This is a genomic window from Geomonas limicola, from assembly GCF_014193675.1.
GTDB lineage: Bacteria > Desulfobacterota > Desulfuromonadia > Geobacterales > Geobacteraceae > Geomonas > Geomonas limicola.
Map to the genome: position 1 here is coordinate 35,525 of NZ_BLXZ01000002.1, position 24,087 is coordinate 59,611.

Below are 24,087 nucleotides of genomic sequence, written 5' to 3' on the forward strand. Positions count from 1 at the left end.
CGTTTGTTTTCAACTGTTCTTCCTCTCGTTCTTCCTCTCTCCTTCGCGTACCCCCTCTTTTTTAGATCTCGAACACCCGCTTCGCTTAAGGCGCCTGCAAAAGCGCTATCCGTAGCCCTTGCCTGACTCTCACCTGTATTTCCTGTTGCAAAGTGTTCTCAAAAAGAGTACATACGTTCTCAAGATGAGAACATCACCTCAGACACAGACCAAAAAAACTGCCGGCCTCGCCGAGAGCCTGTTCGGAGAGTACCGCAGGCGGGTGCTGGCGTTGTTGCTGTTGAGGCCAGACGAGCGTTTCCATGTTCGCGAGATTTCCCGGCTGTCGTCGGTACCAGTAGGCCCGCTGCACCGGGAGCTGAAGATCTTGGCTAACGCTGGGATGGTTACCCGTTATACTTCAGGGAACCAGGTCCAGTACCAGGCCGAACGGGACTGCCCCATCTACCAGGAGTTGGTCGGCATTTTCCGCAAGACAAGCGGCCTGGCGGACGTCCTGCGCGCCGCGCTGGAGCCGCTCTCCAGCACGGTGGCCTCCGCATTCGTTTTCGGGTCGGTGGCCAAGGGAGAAGAGCGCATCGACAGCGATGTCGATGTCTTGGTGGTCGGATCGGCCTCGTTCACTGACGTGGTACTGGCTCTGGCCGAGAAGCAATCTCAGCTGGGCCGGGATATCAATCCGGTCGTCATGACCGAGGGGGAATTCTCCTCCAAGCTCGCCGCCGGCGAACACTTCGTCTCGCGCATCATGAACGAGCCAAAGATCTTTTTGATAGGTACCGAGAATGACCTTGGAAAACCTGAGAAACCTTGAAAAGCTGGGACAGCTGAAGAGCCACACCACCAGCCGGGAAGAGGTCACGCGGATGCTCGATGCTGCCAGGCGCAACATCGCCGATGCCGGGGTCGAGGCGATCAGCAACGAGACTCGATTCGACAGCGCCTACAAGGCGATCATGCAGCTTGCGCTCACCGCAATGATGGCCAACGGCTTTCGTCCGGACACCAAGAGACCGGGACATCACCAGACCGTGATCCAGTCCTTACCCAATACGATCGGGCTTTCCTCGGCGAGAATGGTGGTACTCGACGTGCTGCGCCGCAAGCGAAACAACGCTGACTATTTGGGTGACGACGTCGACGAAGGGGCCATGAAACAGTGCATTTCGGACGCGGCGGACCTGTTGCGAGATGTGACGGCGTGGCTCGCCGAACACCGGCCGGATCTGGTCTAGCCCTATCACCTCCCCGGCCTGCCGGGTTTGCCGACCGTCCGAGCACCTGTTTTTTGACTGGGCTCCGGGACGAGACTTTCCCCCTGAAGCCACTTTTCGAACCTATCTTGGTCCTTGGTCGAGGAGGTCTCCAGCCTCCTGGAGACCTTCCGCCCAAGGACCTCCTTTTCCTGGGCTTCCCTGATATCGTCCCCGAAAAAGCTCAATCGCATCATGCAACCTCCAACCAGCACCGTCCCCATTCCGATCAGCATCGCTATCCAGATGAAGCGCGAGTTCCAGGACATGCCCGCCAGTTCGGCCGTACATTTTCCAACCTGCTGTGCAGCCGCCGTGATCCCCTGATCAAGTGGCTGCAGCTTCGCCTCGATACCCTCTTTCACCACCTGCTCGAAGGCCGCCACCAGGTCATTCGGCAGATCCTTGTTCACGTAGGACTTGAACTGCCGGTAGAGCTTTTCGGTCTGTTCCTGCGCCTGCTGTGCGGAAGCCGAGGCCTGATCCGCCTGGTTGACGAGCGTCTCGAAGTAGTTTTTGCCCTCAGGTTCCTGCGCCGGTTTGCCGGCCGGCCTCGGCATTTCCACCCCACAGGCGCCCAGCAATTTCTCCCTGGGCGAGTCCTTTTCCTTACCCATGATCACCTCCCTCTGAGGCTCCTGATCACGGCGGCGATGCCGTCGGTGAGCGCATCCACCTGCTCGCGGGTCGAGAGCTGCGGGAAAAGCTCCGAGAGTTTTCGCACCAGCGCCTGGAGCTCCAGGGCGAGCTGGGCCTGGTGTTCCCTGAGCAGGAACATCTCTTCTTTAAGCTCCGCGAGCACCGCATCGTGGTCACCATCCGAGCTTTTCCTGGGACGAAAATTCTCCACGATGCAGCCCCGAATCAGGTCGGAAACCGTGACGTTCTCCCCGCTGTTCTGCCCCCTTTTCCGTGCCTCGGCCTGCAACTTTTTGCTCAGCTCTGCTGGCAACCTCACACTTGTTTTCCCCATCCCCCACCTCCCACCATACGGCCGACAACGGAGGACACCCGGTACCACACCGGTCTTACCGACGAATCCTGCAATCGTGCGGCCGAGACTGGCCGGTGCTATACACTTGTGCCACATGCTCCGGAAAACGTCCTCCACTGTAGGACGCGGAATTCTTGACGAACCGGCCCGTCTGACGGCCGGCGTAGCCCGCAGGGCTGCGTCTGGTGTGCAACGAGAAAAAGCTGCTGAGCCCAATGGCTCAGCCCGCTGTTACAGCTTCTAGAAAAAAAATGATCGCACCAGTGGAAAACTCAGCGCCTCAACTCCAACTCCTTCCCCATGTCAGGCAACCGCGGCTCCTTTGGTATGCTCATTTGCGGCTGGAGTACCGGTTTGAAAAGCTCGCGATACGGAACTGGAGTATGTGGTATGCCGATACTCTCCACGCTGAGCCGGGGCATCCCATCACCAGACTTGGCGAGCGACTTCCCCAGCGTGTCGATCTCCTTTCCCAGAACGGTGAGCGGCCGCTCCCTGAATAACTCCGCCCTCCCGAACGGGCCGAGCTCTCGGCTCTCCCGGACGACCTTGTCCAGGGTGCTCCCCTTAGTGTCCACCACTTCCACTTCGCGGGCGAGCCCCTCTTTCGAGGTGGTGAAGATGCGCGTGCCGAACTGGGCCCGGGTCACCGCCACGTTGAGCGCATTGTAGCTCGTGTGCCCATAGGCAATGTCTCCGGTGGCAGGGAGCGGCGTCTCCTTCCCAGGGCGCACCGGCGCGACCATGATGGAGTGCTCCACCGTGGCTCCTTGGCTCTTGTGGATGGTGACCGCGTAGGCGTGGTCCACCTGCCGGTAGCGGGCGAGATCGAGCTTGACCTTGCGTCCACCCAGGTCGAGAACTGCCCCCCCTTCCCCATCCAACTCCCGCAGTGTACCGAGGTCACCGTTATTGAGCTTCAAGCCCCGGTCGTTCTTGAGCGCTACCACCCGGTCCCCCACCGCGAAGTTCCGCTCCTCCTCCCTGAAGAGCGCCGTCTTCCCGACGAGCTCGGCCGCCGGGAACTCTCTCGTCACATGGCGCACGACCTCCCCACCTTTCCTGCCGGCACGGAAGGAATACTTCACTTGGACCGCGTTCCGTTCCCGGTCCAGGGCGACCACCCGGGCCTCCGTCCCGATCCGGGCCCCCCAGTTGGCGAGCTTGCCGTCCTCGCCCTGTGTCCCGGTGAAAACCAGGGTATCTCCCTCCCGGTACCCTTCGACGGTAACGCCCTGGTGCACCGGAGTGAGCACCGCGAAAGTTTTGCCGCGCTCGATCTCCCCGGCGGCTACCCGAGCCTCGCGCACTTCCCGGTTAAGCTCCGTTTTCTCCGCATTGGTGCCCGCCACCATGAGGACCGACTGCCGCTCGCCGGCCGCCGCCCGTTCCGGGTGGCGCGCGGGTTTCCGGCTCTCCTCCAGGTAATGCCTGACCGCTGCGCTCCTCAGCTCCGCGTGGTCCGGGATCTCGACGAGCTCCCCCCGTCCCTTAAGGCGGGACAGCGCCTCCCGCGCGTTCTCCGCGAGCGGCCGGTCCTCGCGGTTGAGTCCCCGCGCTATTTCCTTGAGCTCGGGGTCGCGCTGCCTCAGGATCTCGGTCAAATGGGCGTACTCGACCTTGCCGGCCTCGCCAAGTTCGCGAACCTGGGCCAGGAAGTTCCCCGCCGCAATCGGCTGCATCTGCTTGGTGTCCCCCAGAAGGTGGACCTTTACCTTGAGCCCATGTTCCTGAAACCTCCCCACCACATCCATGAGTTCATGAGCCTGGCGTGCCCCCACGAACCCGGCCTCGTCCAGCCGAAGGACCAGGGGGGCCTCTTTTAAAATGGGAATTTTCTCACCCGCGATGTCTAGTATTGCCCCTGCCGAGTTCGGCCTCTGCAGGTCAAATTTGGAAGCAGCACCAAGGAAACTGTCGAGAGTGAACCCGGGACGGCCGGTGGCGGCGCTCATCTCCCGGGCCGCCTTCCCGGTATAAGCCAGGTTGATGGTACAGGGTGCTCGCCCCGCCGGTTTCAGCACCTCCTCGTAGAAGCGCTCGATATACCCCAGCGTCCCGGTCTTTGCGGTCCCTGGATCCCCAACGGTAAGGGCGAAGGCGCTCTCCCCGGTCACCTCCTGGAGAACCTCCTTCCATTGTCCGGCCGTGAGCCGGACGCCCTCAGAGGCCAGGCGCTCCCGGTAGGCCTCTATCTCATGGGGCGGGACGCCACTCTCGTAGGGGGTGCGGGAAAGCGTTTTAACCCTCTCCAGATTCCCGGCCTCTAGGTCGCGCATCCCGGTGGTGGTGAAGAACTCCCGCCCCCGGCTATCGCTGCCGAGGCTCAATACTCCCGCCCGAGAGCCGATGGCCTCGTCCAGCTCCCTGACCCCGTACGCCGTTCCCGAGATCCGCACAGCCTGGTCCAGGAGGCGTTCCCGCCCGAAGACCGCCTCTTTCTCGGTAAGGTCCCGTGCCGCGAGCTCCACCATCTGCTCGGGGGCGGTTCGGGGTGCTAGTTCCGGGGAGAGGCCAATCTCACGCTCCAGCTCCTCCTTCACTTGAAGCGAACTGGTGCCGCAGGCCTCGAACCCCTTCTCGAAGATACGCTCCACGTCCTCCCTGCTTATGCTCCGCTTGGGATCCCGGGTCTCCAGGGCCGCCATCTCGTAGAGCCTGCCGTGCGGCACTCCGACGAAGCGCCCCTCCTCTCGCCAGTTGGCCACCTGCCCCTCGATCTCCACGCGCCGGCTGGAGAAGTAATCCACCAGCCGAGGATCGATCCCCTTCAGCTCGAAGAACATCTGAGAACGGTCGGTGATCCGGAAGGAGAATCCGCGCGCCTCAAGCTCCCGGGCGAGCTCCACCCGGTAGAGGAACCCCAGGTGCATCTTGTTCTGGTAGATCCCCTTGGGCTCGTTGGCCTTCCAGGCTCCCTCCGGTGTTTGGGTCAGGTTTGCAACAAAAAGGTGCGAATGAAGCTGGGGGTCGATATTACGCGAAGTGGCATGATCGAACTTGGCTGCTACCAGCGTTCCGGGAAAAAGCTCCCCGCGCTCTCGGAATAACGAGTGGTGCCGCTCCAACTGCCCTGCGATTGCGACCACTGCCGCGTCGTGCGCCTCCTTCACCGCGTCGACTCCGACCGCGTAGGCGATCGACACCGACTTGGGGGCCGAGAAGGTGCAATCGTTGCCGGCGCGGTGCCGCCCCCCTTCCACCCCGCCCGAGAGGTTGTAGGCGACGATCCGGTTCCCTTCCCGGTCCTCGCCCCGGCAGATCCTCCTGAAATCCTCCTCGCCGACCGCATCTACGAGCCCAAGCGCCCGGGCCCCCCCACCGCACCACCGGGAGTTCTGCCCGATCTCGGCCTCCCTTAGGTAGTAGTCCTCCCGGGAGAAGTACCCGCCGGCCTGGACGGCGGCCATGGCAGGAGACATAGACAGCATGGCGACCTCCCTGGCATCCTAGTGGATGATTAAAATAATTTGCAAATGCTAACACTTGTTTCACGAAATGCCAATAGGGCCCAAAACGTGCTCCGCCGTTGCACGCGGTCTCCGACATGTGACAATCAGACGAGTAAGCACATTTACATTGAATCCCGCTCACTTGGCGTGCTATGGTGCCGAAAATTAGGGGACTTGGGGGGATAAGCATGAAAACTAGGCTCGTTCTCAAACCGGTGCAGCGCGGTACCTAGCGCCTTGTCAGGCAGTACGGGGAGCGGCTCATATGCGTGCGCTTCCGTTACGACGAAAAACTGAGCCGGCGCCTGAAGACGGTCGAGCTGATAGTCGAAACCTGCCCCTGGGATCTGCCAGCCAAAGACTATTCACCTGACTCCCTGGTGTCCCTGTACATCGAGGCCGGCGAGCTGGAGAGGCGCTCCCAAGTGAAGGCAGCCGGCGGCAGATGGTGCCCGGAAGAAGGGCTTTGGTATGTGCGCTACGGGAACATTGCAGGTACCGCGCTGGAAAGGCATATACAGGTAGGGCTGTTTGGGTCGGAATTAACATGAGAAAAGCATCTGCCAGTAGATACTGATGCCGTATCCACTGTCAAATATCCTATATAGCCATAGATACTTGCATCTATGCATGGACATAATTACTTTGTGGATAATAAGATGTTGGGGAACCAGCAGAAGCACTTGGAGATGAACCATGCCAGACAGCTTAGTAAATGGACTCTTTGCGCTTTTGGGTGCTGCGATTGCTGGGCTAGTGGGATACGTCTCTGCAATAGGCGCTGCTGTAAGAAAAGAAAAAAATCAGGCGGTCATCGAGTTTCAATCCTCTTTTCAACCTACGCTGGCAAAGATTGACCCACATCTTGGACTTGGAATAAATGATTTTTCTTTTCCAGGCCAGACACTAGTAAAAATTCTTGAAGAGGACTTCCCTAGGCACGTAATGGCTTATCAGAAATTCCGGCAGTTTCTGCCTACGGAAAAGCAACTTGCTTTTGATGATGCCTGGAGTGAGTACTGCCACCATAAAAGTGACGACGGCAGGGTTTATGTGCATTTCAAGAAATATTTTAATCCTGCTACCTACGCAGACCATCTAAACGAACGTAATGTTGCCATTAGAAACCTTACTACCCTTTTGTCCTTTGCCGAACTAAATCATAAATCCCCATTTGAGTCCGGACTGTAGATGTTGGTGAGAGCGGGGGGGGGTAAGACAATGAGTCGTCCCAAGAATTAAAGAAAATGGCGTGCACCGTTGCGTGAAGGTTTCATTAGCTGAGGCCGAGCGAATTAGGGGGACGCCCTTGCGGTCCTGCGTAACTCCATAGCCATTTAAAAATTCAGTCTTTTCGGACAGACAAAATCCAGATGGAGAGGTATGGTCGAAATATCGAGATCCGCAGGACGGCAGGGGCGTCCCCCCAACTCCCTACGTCCCCTCGGCACCCGGCCGGAAGGTTGTCCAACTGAAGCCATTTTGAGAGGGCGTTGTGGGAAAAAACGAAAATAGAGACGACTTCACCCAGGCAACAATCAACATCCTAAGACGACGCGTCGCTGACCGTTGCTCAAACCCCGGATGTAGGGCGCCGACAAGCGGACCGTCGTCGGATTTGAAAAAGTCCCAAAATATTGGTATCGCGGCTCACATTTGTGCCGCAGCTCCAGGAGGCCCCCGTTACAGTGCGGTAATGACGGCAGATAAACGGGCAGATATCAACAACGCAATCTGGCTGTGCTCAAACTGCTCGATCATGATCGATCGTGACCCTGAGACGTTCAAAGTCGGAGTCTTGCAGAATTGGAAGACAGAGGCAGAGAAGCAAGCGCGCGAGGAACTCGGTAAACGTTTAGTCAGTTCCGATGTAGCCGCGGTAGAGATGTTGACGACGGCGCTTACTGGCTTCCCAAAGAGCTTTCTTCCTAAGGCCATAGAGAACGCGGCGTTGGCGTCTTCAGCTGCACTAGAAGCGCTTGATCCAAGATTCAAGGTGAAGGCTTCATATGCCGATGGACACACGACGTTTTCTTTAATGGCCCAAGAGAACTTAAATTTTGAACTTCAAGTTAAAGAGGATTACAAACAAGAGTTCGTGGAAAAATACCGACAGCTATTGAATCATGGCACCCCCATGGGGATATCGTCTGATGCAATAGCAATAGCCGGCTCAAAGCTGCTAGAGGAGATATTTTCACAGACAGAAAATGGGATCCTAGAGATTTCCTCACAACCGAAAAAGGCAGCGATTCAAAAGTTCTGGCTGGTGGGGCCGAATGCGGAAGTGCATATAGTCAATGACTTGTGCGGAGAGATAACATTCGGAAGGGAGTCCTTTTCTATTAGTGGTACCGCCTACGACGGTCTTCTCGAGGTAGTTAGTCGCCAAAAGCACAATCCACACGTTCCGGGTGCTAAGCTTACCATCACTGTCAATTTCAGGAATTGGGCCAACCAGCTACTAAGCGAACTCCCCAATTTTGATCAAATATACACACTTTTTACAAACCTAAGGACTGGGTGGACGTTCAACACGAGGGTTGAAATCGACGGAAAAGAAATGTTCGTAGGGAAAGGAGCGAAACTTCAGGACGAGGACAGCATAAGGACCATCTTCTATCTGCTAAGGTACATTTTCCTGGCAAGAGAGGTTATGCGGCACCTCGGTACTGAGATTCGGTTTGACCCTGATTACAACTATGATGAAAAGGTATTCGATTTACTGGCAGAAATTCACCGCATTACTTCCGTTGGTAGCGTGTGCAAGGTCAGTGAAGTGAACGGAAATGCGACCTGTGTATTGATTGCAGGTGAAGATGTTGATGCCCTAAAGGCCGTGCTGGCGGTTGCAAATCCTGAACCCATAAAGTTTACTAAAGGCCCCTTCAATGTTGACCTTTTTAACCAAAGTGTAGCTTTGCCAGGTCTTTCGTACACGTTGACCAAAGTAAGACCCCATGTAAATGAAGATATTAGCGACCTGAAACCCGGTCAAGAAGTGCCTATCGAATGGAAACCTGAAGAAGACTGCGAAATGGTCAGCATTTTACTGTGATTTCAACGTTTGGGAACTAGAGCCGGAGCAAGTGGGCAGTTGATGGAAGCTGGTGAGAGAAGGCGGCCCAACGAGGCCACAACAGCGGACGACACAAACCGCCGCCGCTGTGCTAGGTGTTGGCGCCCCAAATGACCACGATGGAGAGAGATATAACCTGTGAAAAAGAATGATCCGAAAATTTCTCCCTGGCTGAACCATTATTATATGTCCGCTATTGCACGGATTACAGCCCTATTAAGGGCGGTTTGGTATTTAAGTTTAACTGGAGACTTAAAATACTCATCATTTGGCTCTAAATATAAAAAATATTTTAGAACTTTAATAGCCGAGATTGAGCCCACCAATGTCATAAATTTTGGCATACTGTTTGACTCAGTCAATAATGAATTATTGCAGCGAGGTGAAATATCTTATGATGAAGTTTGCAATAATGAAGGCTTGATAAATGATATTTGTAAAAAGCTTGCAACTAAAACACTGGATGACTATCAAATAGATAATATTTTCGGAAGTTCAAATTTTAAAAATCTGAAATTGCTTATTGAAGATGGTATGTCTTATGACGATGTAATATCAATGTTGTATGATATCGAATTAGCTTTAGATATTGACGTAAAGTTTAAATATCACTCAAAGGAGGAATTTAAGGCGGAAAGAATTAAGGCATGCCAAGATGCATTTAGCGCATGGAAAAATAGATCTATATTACACACACCATCGCTGGTGAGTTCAGTCAAGACTATCAACCAAGAATATATAGCATGGCTAAAAAAACATCCTGATCAGCTACCGAATATATCATGGGAAGCATTTGAAAAACTTATTGCCGAAATTTTTAGTAGTTATGGATTCCAAGTTGATATCATAGCTAAACAAAGAGGAATGAGTGGTGATATTATAGCGATAAAAACTGATGAAGTAGGAGTAACGCGTAAGTATCTGATTGAATGTAAATGTTACAATGACACAAGACATATTGGAATAGCAATTGTCAATGAAGTGATAGGGGCGGCAATGCGCGCAAAAACCGACTACGCTATGCTTGTAACAACGAGTTCATTTACCAAAAATGTTTTTGATCGCACAAACGAGATTAAAAGCGTCAGATTAGAACTGAGAGAAGGTAGAGAAATTAAAGATTGGCTACTAAGCTACAAACAGAAGGACGATGGTGAACTCTGGTTACCAGTGGGGTGGGATATTTGATAGAGCTGAGATTGGCGTTGGGGGCCAAAGGGCACGGCATGAATGGGACGTAGGTAACAGGAGATTCAAATGAATTCAAATGTGGTTAGCCGCTTTGATGTTTGGGTGCAAAGAGTTAGTCACTTGTCGCAACTGGGGCTTCTTGTTTTGGCTGCATTTGGTTACATTTATACGGTACGGCCAATCTATACCAAATCATTACTTGAAGAAGAAATTGCAAAAAAGCAAATTGAAATGAAAGAAAAAGACCAAAAAATTGCCGAATCAAATAGGTTAATAGGTCTTAAACAATTGGAGCTGAAAAAAACTAGTGACCAAGCAAATTTGGCGTCACATCAACTTACATTTGCAAAAAACAGTTTAGATAAAGCAAGTCAGGAGCTAGCCGTGATTCAAAGACAGTTATATGATAGAAACAATGACCTCTACACAGCTAAAGTCGACCTAAATAAATCTAAATTGGCATCTGATAAATATTATTACCAGCTTAAAAGCAATGTTGTGAAACATGTATTGTGGAGGAATTCAAATTGCGCCCAGGAACCAATGGATTTTTACAATATTAAATTTTCTTATAACAAACTTGGCAGATGCATCAATGACATCTCCAGCAAAGCAGAGATACTAAACGAGCTTGAGCCTAAAGACAAGAAACGTTTCTTAATGTTAATTTCTGGTATAGATGAAACTACAGGCAGTAAAATAGATCAAATACAATCTGAATATGATAGTTTCTACAAAACTTACAAAAATAAAGAAAAAGAAAAATATAGCAAGTTATCGAGTTGGACACTAAGCGAAGAAGAAAAACGGAATATAATCCGGTCGTCAATAGATGAACATTTCAATATGAATAATAAGTTGAGTGAAAGATATCATGGAATCATTCAAGATGCGTTTAAGGAAATTGAGAGACAATTTTTAGAAAACTAATTCACTCTAACACTCGCAATAAAAAACCGTCGGTCTGGCTTAAGAGACAATAGGACCGGTTGCTGAGAGCTTGATAACTTTTGAGAATGAGACTCCAACCAAAGCGAGGACCCAGTTAAGCCGGGTCACGCTGCCGTTACCGCCTACGCTCATTTGAACACCAGATGTTCCGCTTCTGACCACCTTTCCCCCTCCCCCTACGTGAAAACCCTTAATAACAAACACTTAGTCATGGCACGTTCTCCGCAATAGGTTAGAAATTGCAAATCCAAAACATCTACCCTGCGGAGGTCAGCCATGAGCAAAATTGTGAGAAGGAAAGAAGTTTTGGCACTTATCGGTCTCAGCTATACCACCCAGTGGCGCCTTGAGAGGGCCGGCGACTTTCCGAAGAGGGTCAGGCTGGGTACCGGCTCAGTCGGCTGGCACCTGGATGAGGTCGAGGAGTGGTTGAAAGGCCGCGTGCGCATTTCAGAGTGATCTCATGCCTCACCAGATGGAGGCGTGGGAGACCTCCGGAACGGCAGCACCTTTACCTCCGTTCTGCCAGTGATGAGTGCTAGTAGTTTGCGCTCCCATGCCTCCATAGCCGTCTGTTTTTCGAGGTCGTAGCCGTGCCTGTTGTAAACCTTGATGATTCCCTTCTTCAGGTGGGACAGCACCGCATCGATGATTTCATCTGAAAAGCCCAGACTGGCTATCATGGTTGCCCCGGTCCTGCGCAGGTCGTGAGGAGTGAAGTGCGCGAGCTCCATTTTGCGCTCCTCTGGAACCGGCACCATCTTCGGTACATCCCCTGCCTTTGGGTCCTTTGCGGGTTTCTTGCGCTTGTACCCCTTTATGTTTCGTCGTACGGCATAGCCGACTGCCCGCTCCGTTATCGGCCCATTACCGGTCGGAGATGGGAATATGTACCCCTCATCGTCACCGATCAGTTCAAGTGCCAAATCGGTGAGGTAAATCCGCTGCGGTCTCGGGTGCTCTATCGTCACCCGGGTCCGCTTGGGGGTGAACTCCCACCAGCGGTCCTTGATCTGTGAGCGGTGCATGGTTATGACCTCCCCAGGGCGCTGGCAGGTCACCAATATCAGCTTGAGGGCGCGGACTACCTCCGGGCTGATGCCAGCCTTGTCCACGCTCTCCCAGAATATGCGAATTTCCCGCTCGTCCAGGGTCCGCTCCCGCGACGGGACCACAGGTAGTTCGTCGTACTTCTCGAACCCAACGCAGGGCGAGCTGCTGACGATCTCTCGTTTCATGGCGAACTTATACATGCGGCGGATGATCTTGAAGGTGTTCAGGGTGATCGCCGGGCCCCGCCGCTTCATCCCATCCAGGAGGTGCAACACATCCCGCCGGCTGATCTCCTGGGCCATGCGGTTCTTCCAGTGCGGCAGGACATCCTTTTCCAGTATCCTCTTGTCCTCGCCCCAACATTTTTTCTTTTCCCGGGCATACCCTAGGTACTCCTCGACCAGGGCGCCTACCGTGGGTTGGCGCCTGATCTCTTCCCGCTGGGACTTCTCCGCTTCCCGCTCCTTTTTCCTCTCCTCGAGGGGATCGCGGGGGCGTACCGGGTCATGGAGCATGGCATACGCCTGGACATGGGCTGCATGCGCCTCCGCCAACGTCTTCAGGGGGTAAGTCCCCAGATCCATCTCACGCCTGCGGCCGTCGTAGTCATAAATAAACAGAAACGTCTTGTGTCCGGAAGGAAGAACCCGAAGGGCGAAACCCTTCCCCCCCCGCACGACGTAACGCTTTTCCTGCGGTTTCAGCGAAGCGATGTACCGATCTGTAAACCTCATGTCCCGCGCCTCCTTCGGGAGGAAGAACGGCTTTCGTTCTTCCTCCGGTTCTTCCTCTCGGAGCCGTGCTAGGGTGAGACTTCTTGAAACCCCACAACACAGATGATATCGCTTTTGCCTTGTAGTAGCAAATACTTACATAAAAAAACAGCATCCAACAGAGGAGTATGAAATACCGTGAAAACGCTATAGTGATCGATTCGGGAGCAGGGGGTCGGAGGTTCGAATCCTCTCATTCCGACCATTTAAAGCAAAGGCCCTTGGAGAAATCCAAGGGCCTTTTTCGTTGTCGCTCCGATCCTCCTGTCCGAGGTCCGTCTTGCCACCATCACTTCGGTCCGGTCAGGCGAGGTCTATCCTGATGGATCTGACCATCCGGGAGCGGATGGCTTCGGCTACCTTTGCGGTAACGGTGTCGCCCTGTACCGTGCAAAGCGTCCCGTCCTGGTTTTCTATGGTCCAGGAAACCGGAGCGACGGCCGTAGCACCGAAGGTGTCGCGTCGGGCCGGATTCCGGTACGTCACGAGAATGCTGCCAAGGAACATGAAACTAAAGGTGTGGGCGGGAATCTCGACCTCCTGCCAGGCCCCTTTCCAAAACAGCCGGACCGTCCGTGGCGATTCCGTGAACATCCAGCCCGGGAGAGCCGGCCGGAAACGAAGCTGCAACCCCTCTGCATCATCCATGGCAAATGGCTGGCCGCCGACGGTCATAAGGAGCATCATCTGGATGAACTCGGCAGTTGCCCCACTTAACCGGGCCACAAAGCCGTTGCCGTGCAGCGAACGGTCGGGATTGGCACTGCTGACAATGAAGGATGAGTTCTCCAGTATGCTTCTGCCGTACACCGCTGGGTCGAAAAACGGCACGGCCACCTTTCTGAAGGCGGTGAAAAACTCGTCGTACAGCTCATTGCGCAGCAATTCCAGACAGTATTTGTATTCCATGTGCAGCCAGATAGATTCATTTTCGAACCAGCCGGGGGAAAAGACCCTGGCCCTTCCGATCTCCATCGGCTGACGGTCAAGCGGAGCGTTCACCTTGTACATGCCCAGCTTGCCGTCGTAAAGCGCGCTCTCCCCGATCCGTTGAACGAGGCTTCGAGCGGCTTGGTGCCCAGGCCTCGTCCGCAGGTAGTGCACCGGACCCTCCAGGAACAGGGGAAGGTGCATCTGCCTGAACGCGCGAGCCTTAAAGCAGGGCATCCCTTTGGAATTCCTTTTTGTGCTGCCGTCTTCGTGACACATGACGGAATACTCGGTGACCTCGTTCACGAAGTAGGTTGACAGGATCCCCTCTTCGCGGTTCCAGCCCTTGGCTATCCCCTGTTCCAGCTTTTCAAGACTGGCACCCAGAAAGTCCTGGAGCACGCCAACCGGAATCGCCACCTCCGCTCCCCCTACGCCGAGCCTCGTGGCGGCCCGGTAGGTTTCTTTGGCGGTCGTGGCGCGATCCCAGAAATCAAAGCAGGAAAGCTCCTCTTTGAGAAGTGCGTGGAGGGTACCGAGAAACGCGCCGAGCTCCTCATACACTATCACCTGCACGCCGTTTCGGTCTGAAGGTGCCAAAGCCTCCCTGAGAAAAAGGATGTTCCTCTTGATCTCGAGGGTCTCGTTGATACTCGAACCGAGGATCCCCGGCAGGCCGTTCAAGGCGTCGTACCAGTTCGGCTTGTCCGCCTCCATCTCCACGCCGACCCCTTCGGGGTCCAGGGACGCCATCTTGTTCACCACGAGCGAAAGGATCTTGCAGAGCAGCGTGGTACGGTAGATTTCCCCCTCCCCATGGGCCGCGCGAACCACCTTCGGGTTTTCCGTCCGGCTGGCGATCATCCTTTTTTTCTCGGCATCGGCCACCACGGCGTTGAGCTGCATGGCGTTACCATCCCACAGGACGTACTTGTCGTCCCGGGGCTGAACACGGTGGTCGTTGTCGTAAAAGGTGAAGACCCGTTTGTCGAAAAGCAGCTCCCGCGCCTCTTCCGGGTAGAGCGCAGCGTAGTTTTCCAGCAGATCCAGGTTGTAGGTCCAGTGATCGGTCCAGAACCCCTCTCCATGCTCCGTCTCGCTGATCTGCTCGCAGATGCCGATCAGGCTGCCGAGAAATGCCTCGGAGCTGCCACGAAGCGCAATGTCGTGGTGCTCAAGCCAGGACATCACTTCCCCCGGGGTAAAGGGACCGGCAAAAAACTCCCTGGCCGCGGCTGCCTGCTCCGTCCCGATCCAGGTGCCCAGGAGTGCGTCGAGTTGTACCGGTTTTTTCGACCGGAAGCGGACCTCCTTCAGCACCAGCGGGTTGAAGCCGTCGAGCTGGATCAGGTTGTAGAAACAGATGACGTTGGTGTCCCGGACGTCGGGGTTGAAAAACAGGTCGCTGCGACGGTTCTGGTTCACGTCGCGGTAATTGGCGTTACCCTGCGAGTAGTGGGAGGGTGACTGGCTGAAATGGTTGTAATCACGCTCCAGGTCGCCATGTTTGCGGGAGTACAGGTAGAAGGTGTGGCGCTCCCCCTCCCCTGGCAGGGTAACCGGAAAGCCGCCGCGCAGTCCGTTGTCCAGGTAGTTCTGCCGGGTGTAAAGGTCGAGGGCCGGCGAACTGCTGCAGATGAAGCTTTGCTGGGTGAGTTTCTCTATGAGCTCCCGGTCTGCGCCGGTCTTCGCGGTGGCGTAGGCCGGATCGGTGATGCGCGGCAGCATGGCGTTCAGCGCCTCCACCGATTCCGCGTGCCCCGTGATGGAGGTGTAGGTATAGGTCGCCCCGGGTGCGATAGTCGTGTCAAAGAGCCCCATGGCGCAGGGGAACCGGTTCTCGTAGATCTGCTCTGCCAGGATCTCCGCAGCCGAGTCGCTGAGGAACCGTTCGGGATAGCTGTAGTCGCCCTGGCTGCCGAAGATGCTGACCGGATCCACGACCGGCGTCACGATGCGGCTAAGACCGCCGGCCACCTCGAAACCGACGTAGAAGTTCCCCTGCCTGATCCTGACCACTTCGGGACGGTCGACCGGTTCCACCTTGCCGCGGAAAAGCGGTGCCCCGTTTTCGTGGTTGACCACCTCGACGAAAGCCTCCACGAGGCGGCGGGTCATCTTCAGGCTGTCGTTGTTGACCCCGTACGGGACGATCAGCGAAAGGCCGTCCAGTCCCTCCAGGGCACAGGGGCTCGCTCCGTTATTGGTGATGGTCAGGGTTCTGATGAGACCGGCGTAGCTGTCACCGGGCACGTTGCTGTAGGTGACGGCAAAGGTGAGCCCGAGCGTCTCGTTCACCTCTTCGAGGGTCAGGGACGATGCGGTGATGCTCATCTTCTGGGTGCAGGCGACCGGAGCTTCCCTGAACTGCTTCTGGAACGGCTCGTAATAGCTAAGCGGCGCGTCCTTAAGCTTCAAGAAGGTGCGGAACCCCTGCGTGGAGGCCAGCTGATAGGCACGGTTGGCCGGCAGGAACTCCATGATCGCGTGTTCCTTGTCCTGGATCCCCATGCTGCAGATGCACTGGCCGCGGTTGACGTAGAAGGTCCACATGGGAATGCCGTCGGCACCGGCTACGCCCGGGAAAAAGCTGGAAAACGGCTTGGCGGAATTGTAGTCGGTGATGACGAACTCACCGGTTTCGGTCAACTGATAGCCGACCGAACCCTTGCGCTGGGGACCTGCTTTTTGGGTGCTCGGCATGGCACAGGTCCTCATTATTTCAGCGTCCCCAAATTTGTTATCGCGTCAGGCGTCGGGTCATAGGCGTAGCCCCAGGTTGCCAGGTAGTTCAGGCCGTCGAACCGGGACTGGTTCACCGAGACCGTCGCGTCGGAGATCGTGTTCGGGAACAGGGACAAGAGTCCGTTTTCCCGGGGATCGTACATGCGCATCCCCGCCCAGTCCTTGAGCGGCACGGCGTAGGTCGGCGCTGCGGGGAGCCAGTCCGCCTTCCAGTAGGTAAGCGAAGTCAGGAAATTGTCCAGCAGGGAGCGGTAGGCCTTGATGGCCTGCAACCTGGCGTTCTCGCTTCTCCCTTCCGTGTAGAGCTGATGCAGGGCGGTCGCCACGTAGAACTGGTTCTCCCCGCTGGGGGATTTGGCCAGGGCCGTCGCCCAGAGGTAGTACCTCGCTTTTGCGGAGGGGGCGGCGTCGCTCAGTTCCCATTTCGACATTTCGGTCACCGACACGAGCCGGTAGGGGTTGTCGGGGTCACTTAGCTCGCAGGTCTCGGGATACACGCCGGCATCCTCGCAATAAAGGTTCAACTGGGTGTCGGTGGGAAGGGTGATGCTGTTGCTTATCGTGCCGCTGTCGCCCCCGCATCCGGGGATGCTTGCCAGTATCAGGGCGAAGACCGTACACGCTGCCAGGTTCCGGAACATGTGATAACCTCCGAAGGTAATGGGTCGCCTAGGATGATCAGCCATCATCAAAAGTCGTACGTCAGGTATGTCGAGACCTGATAGGAAAAGTCGTTCTTGCCGTTGTTGTAATCCGATACCGGCGAGTTCTGGTCGAAGGTCCGCAGGATGCCGTTGATCCCTATGCCTGCCGATTTGCCGAGCCGGAAAGGAAGGTAGTTTTCCGGCAGGTGGTAGATCTTGTACATGTAGTCAAGAGAGAACTGCCACGGGAAGGTGACGTTGAACTGCCGGTAGTAATCGTACGGTCCCCACTGGTCTTTCTTCACATAGCCGCTAATGACATGGCTGTCGAAGAGGTTCACATCGAATTCGGTGGAATAGTAGGTGCGGGACGGCCCGGCGGCGCCGGTGGACTGCTGGTGTCCGGCCTCCAGCCTGTTGGCGATCCGCACCCCGGCAGTGGGATTGAAGACCATCCGGCTCATGGCTTTCCAGACCTTGGCCTGCGACAGTCCGTTCGGGAACGCGGCGTTGACGCCCCCCTCCTTGTAGTAGTAGGTGAACGCATCGGTGGGCGTTGAGTAATCGGTGTAGTTGAACCCGAGGTTGTAGGCAAAAGTGGCGTCTTCGCGGTTTTTGAAATCCCAGTGGTAGAAGTCCGTTGCCGGAGTGGGGTCGTAGGTGAAGAAGAATTCCGCCGAGAGGGCCTTGCGGTTGTCGAGCACGGCGAAGGGGTCCGCATCGCGGTTGCGCGGGATCAGCCCGGGATAAAGGACGGTACCGCTGGTCGATGCGGGGATCAACGGGTTCGCGTCCCGCAGGTTGTCGCGCCAGAGCATCCGCGGCGCCAGCGTGTAGCTTTTGCCCAGGACCATCCTGAGGCCACCCTCGGCTTCGATCTTGTTGCCGTACCGCGAATAGGGGAGCAGGGTGTCGTACTCGACGAGGGGGTTCCCCCCGTCCGCGACCAGCCCGGCATAGCCGGCGCCGGCCCAGGCGAGGAACGACTCGGAAAACTTGTGGGTGACCTTCCCCTTCACGCCGAGGGTGTCCGCGAACCTGATCTTGTCGTAGTAGATGTCGCCGTTATCGCGACGACTGTACTGGTCGCCGATCTTTTCCGAACCGGCGGAGATGACACCGAGTTCCACGGTTGTGCTGGGCGATACCGCGGAGTTCACGTAGAAGGTGGTGGCGCGGGTCGCCTTCTCGATGGCGGCGCTGGTCGCCGACGTCGAAGCCGTGGCGATGTCTTCGGAGTGCAGGAACGCGTACCGGAAACGACCGCTGCCGAAGTTGTACTTGACCATGACCTTCGGGTTCGCCCCCCAGTACACCTCCGGACCCACAAGAACCTTAAGCCCTTCCAGTTCCTTTTTGCCGGCGAACTCCACGCCAAAGGGGGCCTTCGAGTCCCAGATGTCGATCCCCTTGATGTCCGTCGTTTCATTGAGCAGGCCGTAGAAGTCCCCCTCGTAGCCCCAGTGGTAGCGCGGGACATGGTAGAAGGCCGTGACGTCTGTGACAGGGGTCTTCAGGACGCTGTTGAAGTTGTACAGCTCGATGCTGTTGTTACTTCGAGTCTTGCCGTAGAATTCCTCCATGTCCCGGTGCGGCACGCTGTTTAGGTAGTTGACCGAGAAATTCCCCGCAAGGTTGCTCGACGGCTGGAATCCGAAATCGAGAAAGCCCATGATTCCGCTGGAATAGTGCTGCGCCTCCTTCCCTTTTTCCCGGAGCTCGTTGCCTTTGGCCCCGCTGACGAATTCGGCCCGAATGTTGCCGCCGGCGAGGAAAAACGCGCGCTCCTGGGCCTGGGCGAGCTTTAACGACCGGACGTCGTTCTCCAGCGCAAGGCGGGACAGGTCGACCCGCTCAAAGCTCTCGGTGAGGGAGGCGAGGTCCTGACGGTACGGGTCGACCTTGAAGATCTCCCGCAGGGCGTAGTAGGCCATCTTGGGGCGCGCTTCGGAGACCCCGTCCTCGTTGGGGCGCTCCAGGGACGTGATCCCGAACCACTCTTCGTTCATGTTGTTTTCGCCGGGCACATAGTCGAAGGCATACCCGCCGTTTGACCACGAGGCATTGGTGTCGTGCACGGTGAGGTTCTCGGTCTGCAGGTACTTCCACCACTCGTCCCGCCACTCGAACACACACCCCCCCACGGCGTTCCCCTCGGCGCCGTGGCCATGGCTTTTGCGGTAAATTTCCTGCCAGTTGGCTTTCAAAAGTTCCGCCTGCGCCGCCTGGTCCTCCCGGCCGGTCTTCGCGTTGAACCCGTCGCTGCCGAACTCGAGCAGCACAATCGGCCGGTCGAGCTTCGCCTTGGTGTCCTGCCAAAGGCCGGTAAAGCTTTTGCCGCGGTAGGAGTTGACGCCCAGCAGGTCTATCTCCTTGCACTGCTCGGCAATAAGGTCGAGGTACTGGATGTCGCCGTTGACGATGGTATAGAGGCGCTCGGGGTCGACTTTCTTGGCGTCGGCGATGATCTCGTTGAGCATGCTGTACAGGAACCGGGCCTTTGCCGCCTGCCGCTCCCCTACCGGGAGTTTCTCGATCTCGAAGCTGGTCGACCATTCAAGCCCGTAGTTGTTTTCATTGCCCAGGGCCATCATGAGCACGCCGGGGGTCCCTTTCAGCCTGGCGACCTGCTCGAGCACCTCCTTCTTTATGGCTGCGCGGGTGCGGGGGTCCGCATAGTCGGTCTGCGAGCGCCAGGTCCCGTCGACCTCGAACCCGTAGCGCCCCGCCAAGTGGTTCACGATGGTCATGATCCCGTGGGTGCGGTAGAGGTACTCGATCCATCGGGGCGGTATGTTGGAAAAGGTGCGGATCGTGTTGATGCCCGCACCCTTCATGAGCGTGCAGTCGTAGTCGAGCACCTTCCTGATCTCGTCGTCGCTCTTGGTCCAGAGGCTGTAGGCGTAGTTCTTGCCGATTGGGGTGTACCCCCAGACAACCCCCTTGACGAAATAGCTCTCGCCATTGACCAGGAGTTTCCAGCCGGCATTGTCCCGGTAGGTCCTGACGGTGGTTTGCTCGGCAGCGCCCTGCTGCGCGGCAAAAGCAGAAGAACACCCCAGCAGGAGCAGCGTCGCGATTAACAGCCACTTGAGACGGCAGATGCACTCCGATCCAAACATGATTCCCCCCTACGTGATAATGAACTGCATAACAGATGACGCGATGCTTCCTGGGTCCGGCGGGCGGTTTTGGGAAGATGAGGCAGGGCCGGCCGGAACCTCTCTGGGTGTCAAGGGCGCGACAAATCCCTCCCGTGTATTCCCGTGACCTGCGCTGCCGTGGTCACCGGTGACGACCTTGCATGGCTTTCGGCTTCAGGCAGCCCTGGCGCCAGTTCGGCAGGTCATGGTTTCGGTGAGGGGGGAGGCTGCTCACCCGCGGGACTTGGGCGCGGGGCGCACGACTCCCGTACGACCAGCCGGGCGGAAAGCGCCAGGTGCCGGTGCTCCGGCGCGCCACCGTCAATGAGGGAAACCAGGATCCTGATGGAATTGGCCGCCAGTTCGTTGATGGGGGCAGCAACCGTGGTCAGGGGGGGGTAGATCTGAGAGGCGACCGTGATGTCGTCGAACCCCACGATGCTGACGTCGCGCGGGACCTCGAGCCCCTTTTCGTGAACGGCCTTGACCGCACCGATGGCCATGGAGTCGTTGGCGCAGACAATGGCCGTGGGGGGGGAGCTGAGCGACAGCATGCTCTCCACTCCCCGCGCCCCGGACTCGTAGGAGTAATCCCCTTCGTAGATCAGGTCCCTGTCTTCGGCGATGCCGTAGTTGTTGAGCGAACTCAGGTACCCCTGCAGACGGTCCTTGCCCACGGCCGAATCGAGCAGCCCGGCGATGAAGCCGATCCTCACGTGCCCCAGGTTCCACAAATAGTTCATGGCATCGACGATGCCGTTGAAGTTGTCGATGATCACCGACGGCATCGACTTGTCCGCGGCACCGTTGCCTATGAGCACGATCGGAAAATGCTTTTTCAGTTCCAGCAGCTTGTATTCGAGGCGGGGGAAGCAGCTGATGACCAGCCCGTCGATCTTGTTGGCGGATTTCGTCGGTTCCAGGTCCCTGAAGTCGGAAAAGTAGATCAGGTTGTATCCCCGGTTCACCGCCTCCTTCTCGAGCGCCCTGAACACCAGGGAGAAGTAGGGGCTCGAGATGGAGTCCTGCACCCGGTCGTCGAGAAAGAAGCCGATGTTCCTGGTAGCCGGCTTCCCGGCGCCACCACCGCTGTTCACAAAGGTCCCTATGGTCGGCACCTTGTAGAGGACTCCGGCACTGACCAGGTTGTCTATTGCCTTACGAACGGTCATGTACGAGATGTCGTACATCCTCGCCAGTTCCCGTTCGCCCGGCAGCTGACCGGTGATCCGGCCGGAGCTGATCCCTTCTTGTATCCTGGTTTGAACCTGCAGGTATTTGGGGGGAGATTTCATCATGGTGTCGCACCTTTTCCCTGGAGGGGCGCCTAGTTCGCGCGCACCCGTCCATGCTATATAGCTTTTATACGCATCACCGGTGAACAGTCAAGACATATTTTAGTGTGGCACCTGTCCTCCTCCTCGCCACAAAGGGCGTAACATGCTGCATCGGCACATCTTTTAGTTCTTGACTTTTGATACTGTTTTGCTATATAGCATCGTCATGCCTGCGCCGAACCGCCGGGGCCGCTGCCGTAAAACGCGCCGGTTCGCGGCGGTGCTGTGGCGGCAGCGCGCCCACGCGCCGTTCCATCGATTTTCGTGTGAGGCAGCATACGAAATTAGGGGAGGTCCCTTCAATGAAAAAAGCCTTCGGAGAGCGGCGTATCGCGGCGAAATTTTTACTTCTTTTGATCCTCCTGGCCATTTTCGGCTGCGGTACCGGCCACGGGCCGACGAGCGTGGTCGACCCGACCACCGGTCGCCAGCTCTCGCTGCTGTGGTCTGACGAGTTTGACGGCGCGGCCCTGGACGCCAGCAAGTGGAATGTCGAGACGGGGTACGGCCCCGACCCCAACAGCCCGGGATGGGGCAACGACGAGTGGCAGCTCTATACCGGTTCCAGCGACAACATCAAGGTGGAGAACGGGCACCTTGCCATCACCGCGCGTGTTTCGGGCAGCGGCGGCAAGCGCGACGGCACCATCACCTCGGGGCGGATCAACACCAAGGGGAAATTCAACGTGAAGTACGGCGTCATCCAGGCCCGCATCAAGGTCCCCGGCGGTAAGGGGACCTGGCCCGCGTTCTGGATGCTCGGCGCCAACATCGATACGCTCCCCTGGCCCAAGTGCGGCGAAATCGACGTCATGGAAGTCACCAAGTACGATGCCGCCGACAAGACGACGCACGCCACCGTCCACTGGTACGACCAGACGCTGGTAAACGGCACGGAAAAGGGGTGGACCTACACCACTGGCAAGAAAACCTTCGCGGACTCTCTGAGCAACGACTACCACGTCTACGAGGTCGACTGGAACGCCGACCGGATCATCGGCAAGATTGACGGCGCCGTCTACTTCACAAGGCTGATCGATCCCGCCTCCATGGAAGAGTTCCTGCGCGACTTCTACCTCTTGTTCGACGTCGCCGTGGGGGGGAATCTCGCGGAAGCGCCCAACTCCAGCGGCACCTCCTGGCCCCAGACCATGTACGTCGACTGGGTCCGGGTCTACGGCACCCCCGCTCCCGCGACGACCGAGGCCGCCCTCTTTTCGGAAACGCGCAGCGCCTCGCAGATCCCCTACAGCAGCATCATCAACAGTGCGGACTGGAGCGGCGACAGCGCGATCCCCAACCCAAACAGCACGGCAGTCACCCCCAAGGAAGGGACCCGCGTACTCTCGGCCCAGTTCAAGAACGATCTCGGCAAAGGGTGGAACGGCATCTTCTTCAATCTCGGCTCCGCTGACGTGAGCGGATTCGGGTCGTACTTCTTCAGCCTCGATGCCTCGCAGTTTACGGACCTGCATGACCTCAAGATAGAGTTCACCGACAATACCGACCGCAAGGGGAGCGTGATGCTCTCCAGCCTGACCCCGACCGTTTCCGGCAACTGGTCCACCTACCAGGTACCCTTGAACTCCATCGCCCAGGCGGACCTGGCTCACCTCGTCTACTTAGGCTACGTCAACCCGGTCAATGCCTCCGGCCAGGCCGTAGCGGGCACCCTCTATCTCGACGACCTGTATTTCGGGGCCTGCACCCTGGCGCCGTCAGTGCAGTTCACCGCCACATCCTACGCCGCCAACGCAACGACGGGGACCATTACCGTCACCGACCGCTGCACCGGCGCCGCGACCCGGCCCGTACTCATCAGTAACGGGAGCGAATCGATCAGCGTGAACGTGACCCTCAATGCCTCCGGCTCCGGTTCGGCAACGGTGAACTTCGGGGCAACCAGTGACGCCACCGACACCATTGCCCTAAATAACGGCGCCACCCTGACCGCAAGCTACGGCTCCGGGGCAGCCACGGTCACCGGTACCGCCGCCGTCACGGCCGCTTCGGTATCCACACTGGTCGGAGACCGCGATCCCAAGGACGGGGCCGTGTACCTCTACGCCAGCAACCCGGCAACCGTCATCGACCTGATCGGCGGGGTCAACTACACCGTCAGGGACAACTGGAGCACGGGCTCCGTCTTCGACATGGCGTATGCCGACGCGACCCTTGGCTCCGTCATCGCCGTGACCCCCGGCAGCGGGTGGGGCATCAGCGCCGCCTGCCTCGCCTACACGGGCTTCCCGGCCGGGTTCGCAACGAGCTACTCCACCCTGCACTTCAAGTTCAAGGGGCACACCTCTGTCTCCGTGAAGTTCCCCGGGGCAACGACGGAAGAGGTCCAGCATCCGGTCAGCTCCGCGACGAGCCTTGGCAATGGCTGGTACCAGTTCGCCATCAACATCCCGGCGACCTACGGCACGGTGGCTACCACCACGGAAATGGGCATCTTCGTGTTCAACAGCGCGCCGTTTTACCTGACCGACCTGTACTTCGACTGACCGCGGGGCTGAACCACCCGATCCAGGAACACGCC

The 24,087-nt window shown here is 57.0% G+C and carries 17 protein-coding genes; 9 read left to right on the plus strand and 8 right to left on the minus strand.

What is annotated here, in order from left to right; translation table 11 throughout:
* Positions 1 to 184: 184 nt before the first annotated feature.
* Both H7688_RS03990 and H7688_RS03995 read left to right on the plus strand, forming a co-directional pair.
* Positions 185 to 814: a nucleotidyltransferase domain-containing protein gene (locus H7688_RS03990; RefSeq protein WP_183359770.1), complete on the plus strand. Its 630-nt coding sequence runs from the start codon at positions 185 to 187 to the stop codon at positions 812 to 814.
* Entirely contained in the window at positions 792 to 1,235 is a 444-nt protein-coding gene (locus H7688_RS03995; protein ID WP_198424452.1) for a hypothetical protein, read from the plus strand. The genes H7688_RS03990 and H7688_RS03995 overlap by 23 nt, the downstream gene beginning before the upstream one ends.
* Positions 1,236 to 1,240: 5 nt before the next feature.
* Here the strand turns inward: H7688_RS03995 and H7688_RS04000 are convergent, their stop codons facing one another.
* From H7688_RS04000 to mobF, 3 genes are all read right to left on the minus strand, one after another.
* Complete coding sequence (locus tag H7688_RS04000; protein WP_183359772.1) at positions 1,241 to 1,870, minus strand: hypothetical protein; 630 nt, start codon at positions 1,868 to 1,870, stop codon at positions 1,241 to 1,243.
* Positions 1,871 to 1,872: 2 nt separating this feature from the next.
* Positions 1,873 to 2,211, minus strand: a complete 339-nt coding sequence (locus H7688_RS04005; protein WP_183359773.1) for a hypothetical protein — start codon at positions 2,209 to 2,211, stop codon at positions 1,873 to 1,875.
* A 308-nt stretch (positions 2,212 to 2,519) separates the two neighbouring features.
* The gene (mobF, locus tag H7688_RS04010; protein WP_183359774.1) at positions 2,520 to 5,678 is read right to left on the minus strand and encodes a MobF family relaxase; all 3,159 of its coding nucleotides are present in this window, start codon (positions 5,676 to 5,678) and stop codon (positions 2,520 to 2,522) included.
* Between the two features lie 290 nt (positions 5,679 to 5,968).
* On the opposite strand from mobF, the gene H7688_RS04015 reads away from it, so the two are divergent.
* The 6 genes from H7688_RS04015 (at position 5,969) to H7688_RS04040 (ending at position 11,379) form a co-directional block, all read left to right on the plus strand.
* Positions 5,969 to 6,250, plus strand: coding sequence for a hypothetical protein (locus H7688_RS04015; protein WP_246329706.1), 282 nt, complete (start codon positions 5,969 to 5,971; stop codon positions 6,248 to 6,250).
* Between the two features lie 145 nt (positions 6,251 to 6,395).
* The gene (locus tag H7688_RS04020) at positions 6,396 to 6,890 is read left to right on the plus strand and encodes a hypothetical protein (protein WP_183359775.1); all 495 of its coding nucleotides are present in this window, start codon (positions 6,396 to 6,398) and stop codon (positions 6,888 to 6,890) included.
* A 568-nt stretch (positions 6,891 to 7,458) separates the two neighbouring features.
* Entirely contained in the window at positions 7,459 to 8,757 is a 1,299-nt protein-coding gene (locus H7688_RS04025) for a hypothetical protein (protein WP_183359776.1), read from the plus strand.
* Positions 8,758 to 8,916: 159 nt separating this feature from the next.
* Positions 8,917 to 9,966, plus strand: coding sequence for a restriction endonuclease (locus H7688_RS04030; protein WP_183359777.1), 1,050 nt, complete (start codon positions 8,917 to 8,919; stop codon positions 9,964 to 9,966).
* 69 nt (positions 9,967 to 10,035) lie between these two features.
* Complete coding sequence (locus H7688_RS04035) at positions 10,036 to 10,899, plus strand: hypothetical protein (protein WP_183359778.1); 864 nt, start codon at positions 10,036 to 10,038, stop codon at positions 10,897 to 10,899.
* A gap of 297 nt (positions 10,900 to 11,196) precedes the next feature.
* Positions 11,197 to 11,379 carry a helix-turn-helix transcriptional regulator gene (locus H7688_RS04040; RefSeq protein WP_183359779.1) on the plus strand — a complete coding sequence of 61 codons (183 nt, stop codon included), beginning with the start codon at positions 11,197 to 11,199 and terminating at the stop codon, positions 11,377 to 11,379.
* 2 nt (positions 11,380 to 11,381) lie between these two features.
* Here H7688_RS04040 and H7688_RS04045 read toward each other — a convergent pair whose 3' ends face one another.
* The 5 genes from H7688_RS04045 to H7688_RS04065 all read right to left on the minus strand — a co-directional run bounded on the left by H7688_RS04045 (position 11,382) and on the right by H7688_RS04065 (position 21,506).
* Positions 11,382 to 12,707 (minus strand): tyrosine-type recombinase/integrase, encoded by a 1,326-nt coding sequence (locus H7688_RS04045; RefSeq protein ID WP_183359780.1) that lies wholly within the window; start codon positions 12,705 to 12,707, stop codon positions 11,382 to 11,384.
* A gap of 342 nt (positions 12,708 to 13,049) precedes the next feature.
* Positions 13,050 to 16,379, minus strand: coding sequence for a cellobiose phosphorylase (locus H7688_RS04050; RefSeq protein ID WP_183359781.1), 3,330 nt, complete (start codon positions 16,377 to 16,379; stop codon positions 13,050 to 13,052).
* A gap of 14 nt (positions 16,380 to 16,393) precedes the next feature.
* A complete protein-coding gene (locus H7688_RS04055; protein WP_183359782.1) occupies positions 16,394 to 17,062 on the minus strand; it encodes a hypothetical protein in 669 nt (222 codons plus the stop codon).
* A 47-nt stretch (positions 17,063 to 17,109) separates the two neighbouring features.
* A complete protein-coding gene (locus H7688_RS04060) occupies positions 17,110 to 20,187 on the minus strand; it encodes a glycoside hydrolase family 2 TIM barrel-domain containing protein (RefSeq protein ID WP_183359783.1) in 3,078 nt (1,025 codons plus the stop codon).
* A gap of 224 nt (positions 20,188 to 20,411) precedes the next feature.
* Positions 20,412 to 21,506, minus strand: coding sequence for a substrate-binding domain-containing protein (locus H7688_RS04065; protein WP_183359784.1), 1,095 nt, complete (start codon positions 21,504 to 21,506; stop codon positions 20,412 to 20,414).
* A 341-nt stretch (positions 21,507 to 21,847) separates the two neighbouring features.
* On the opposite strand from H7688_RS04065, the gene H7688_RS04070 reads away from it, so the two are divergent.
* Complete coding sequence (locus H7688_RS04070) at positions 21,848 to 24,052, plus strand: glycoside hydrolase family 16 protein (RefSeq protein ID WP_183359785.1); 2,205 nt, start codon at positions 21,848 to 21,850, stop codon at positions 24,050 to 24,052.
* The last annotated feature ends 35 nt before the right edge of the window (positions 24,053 to 24,087 follow it).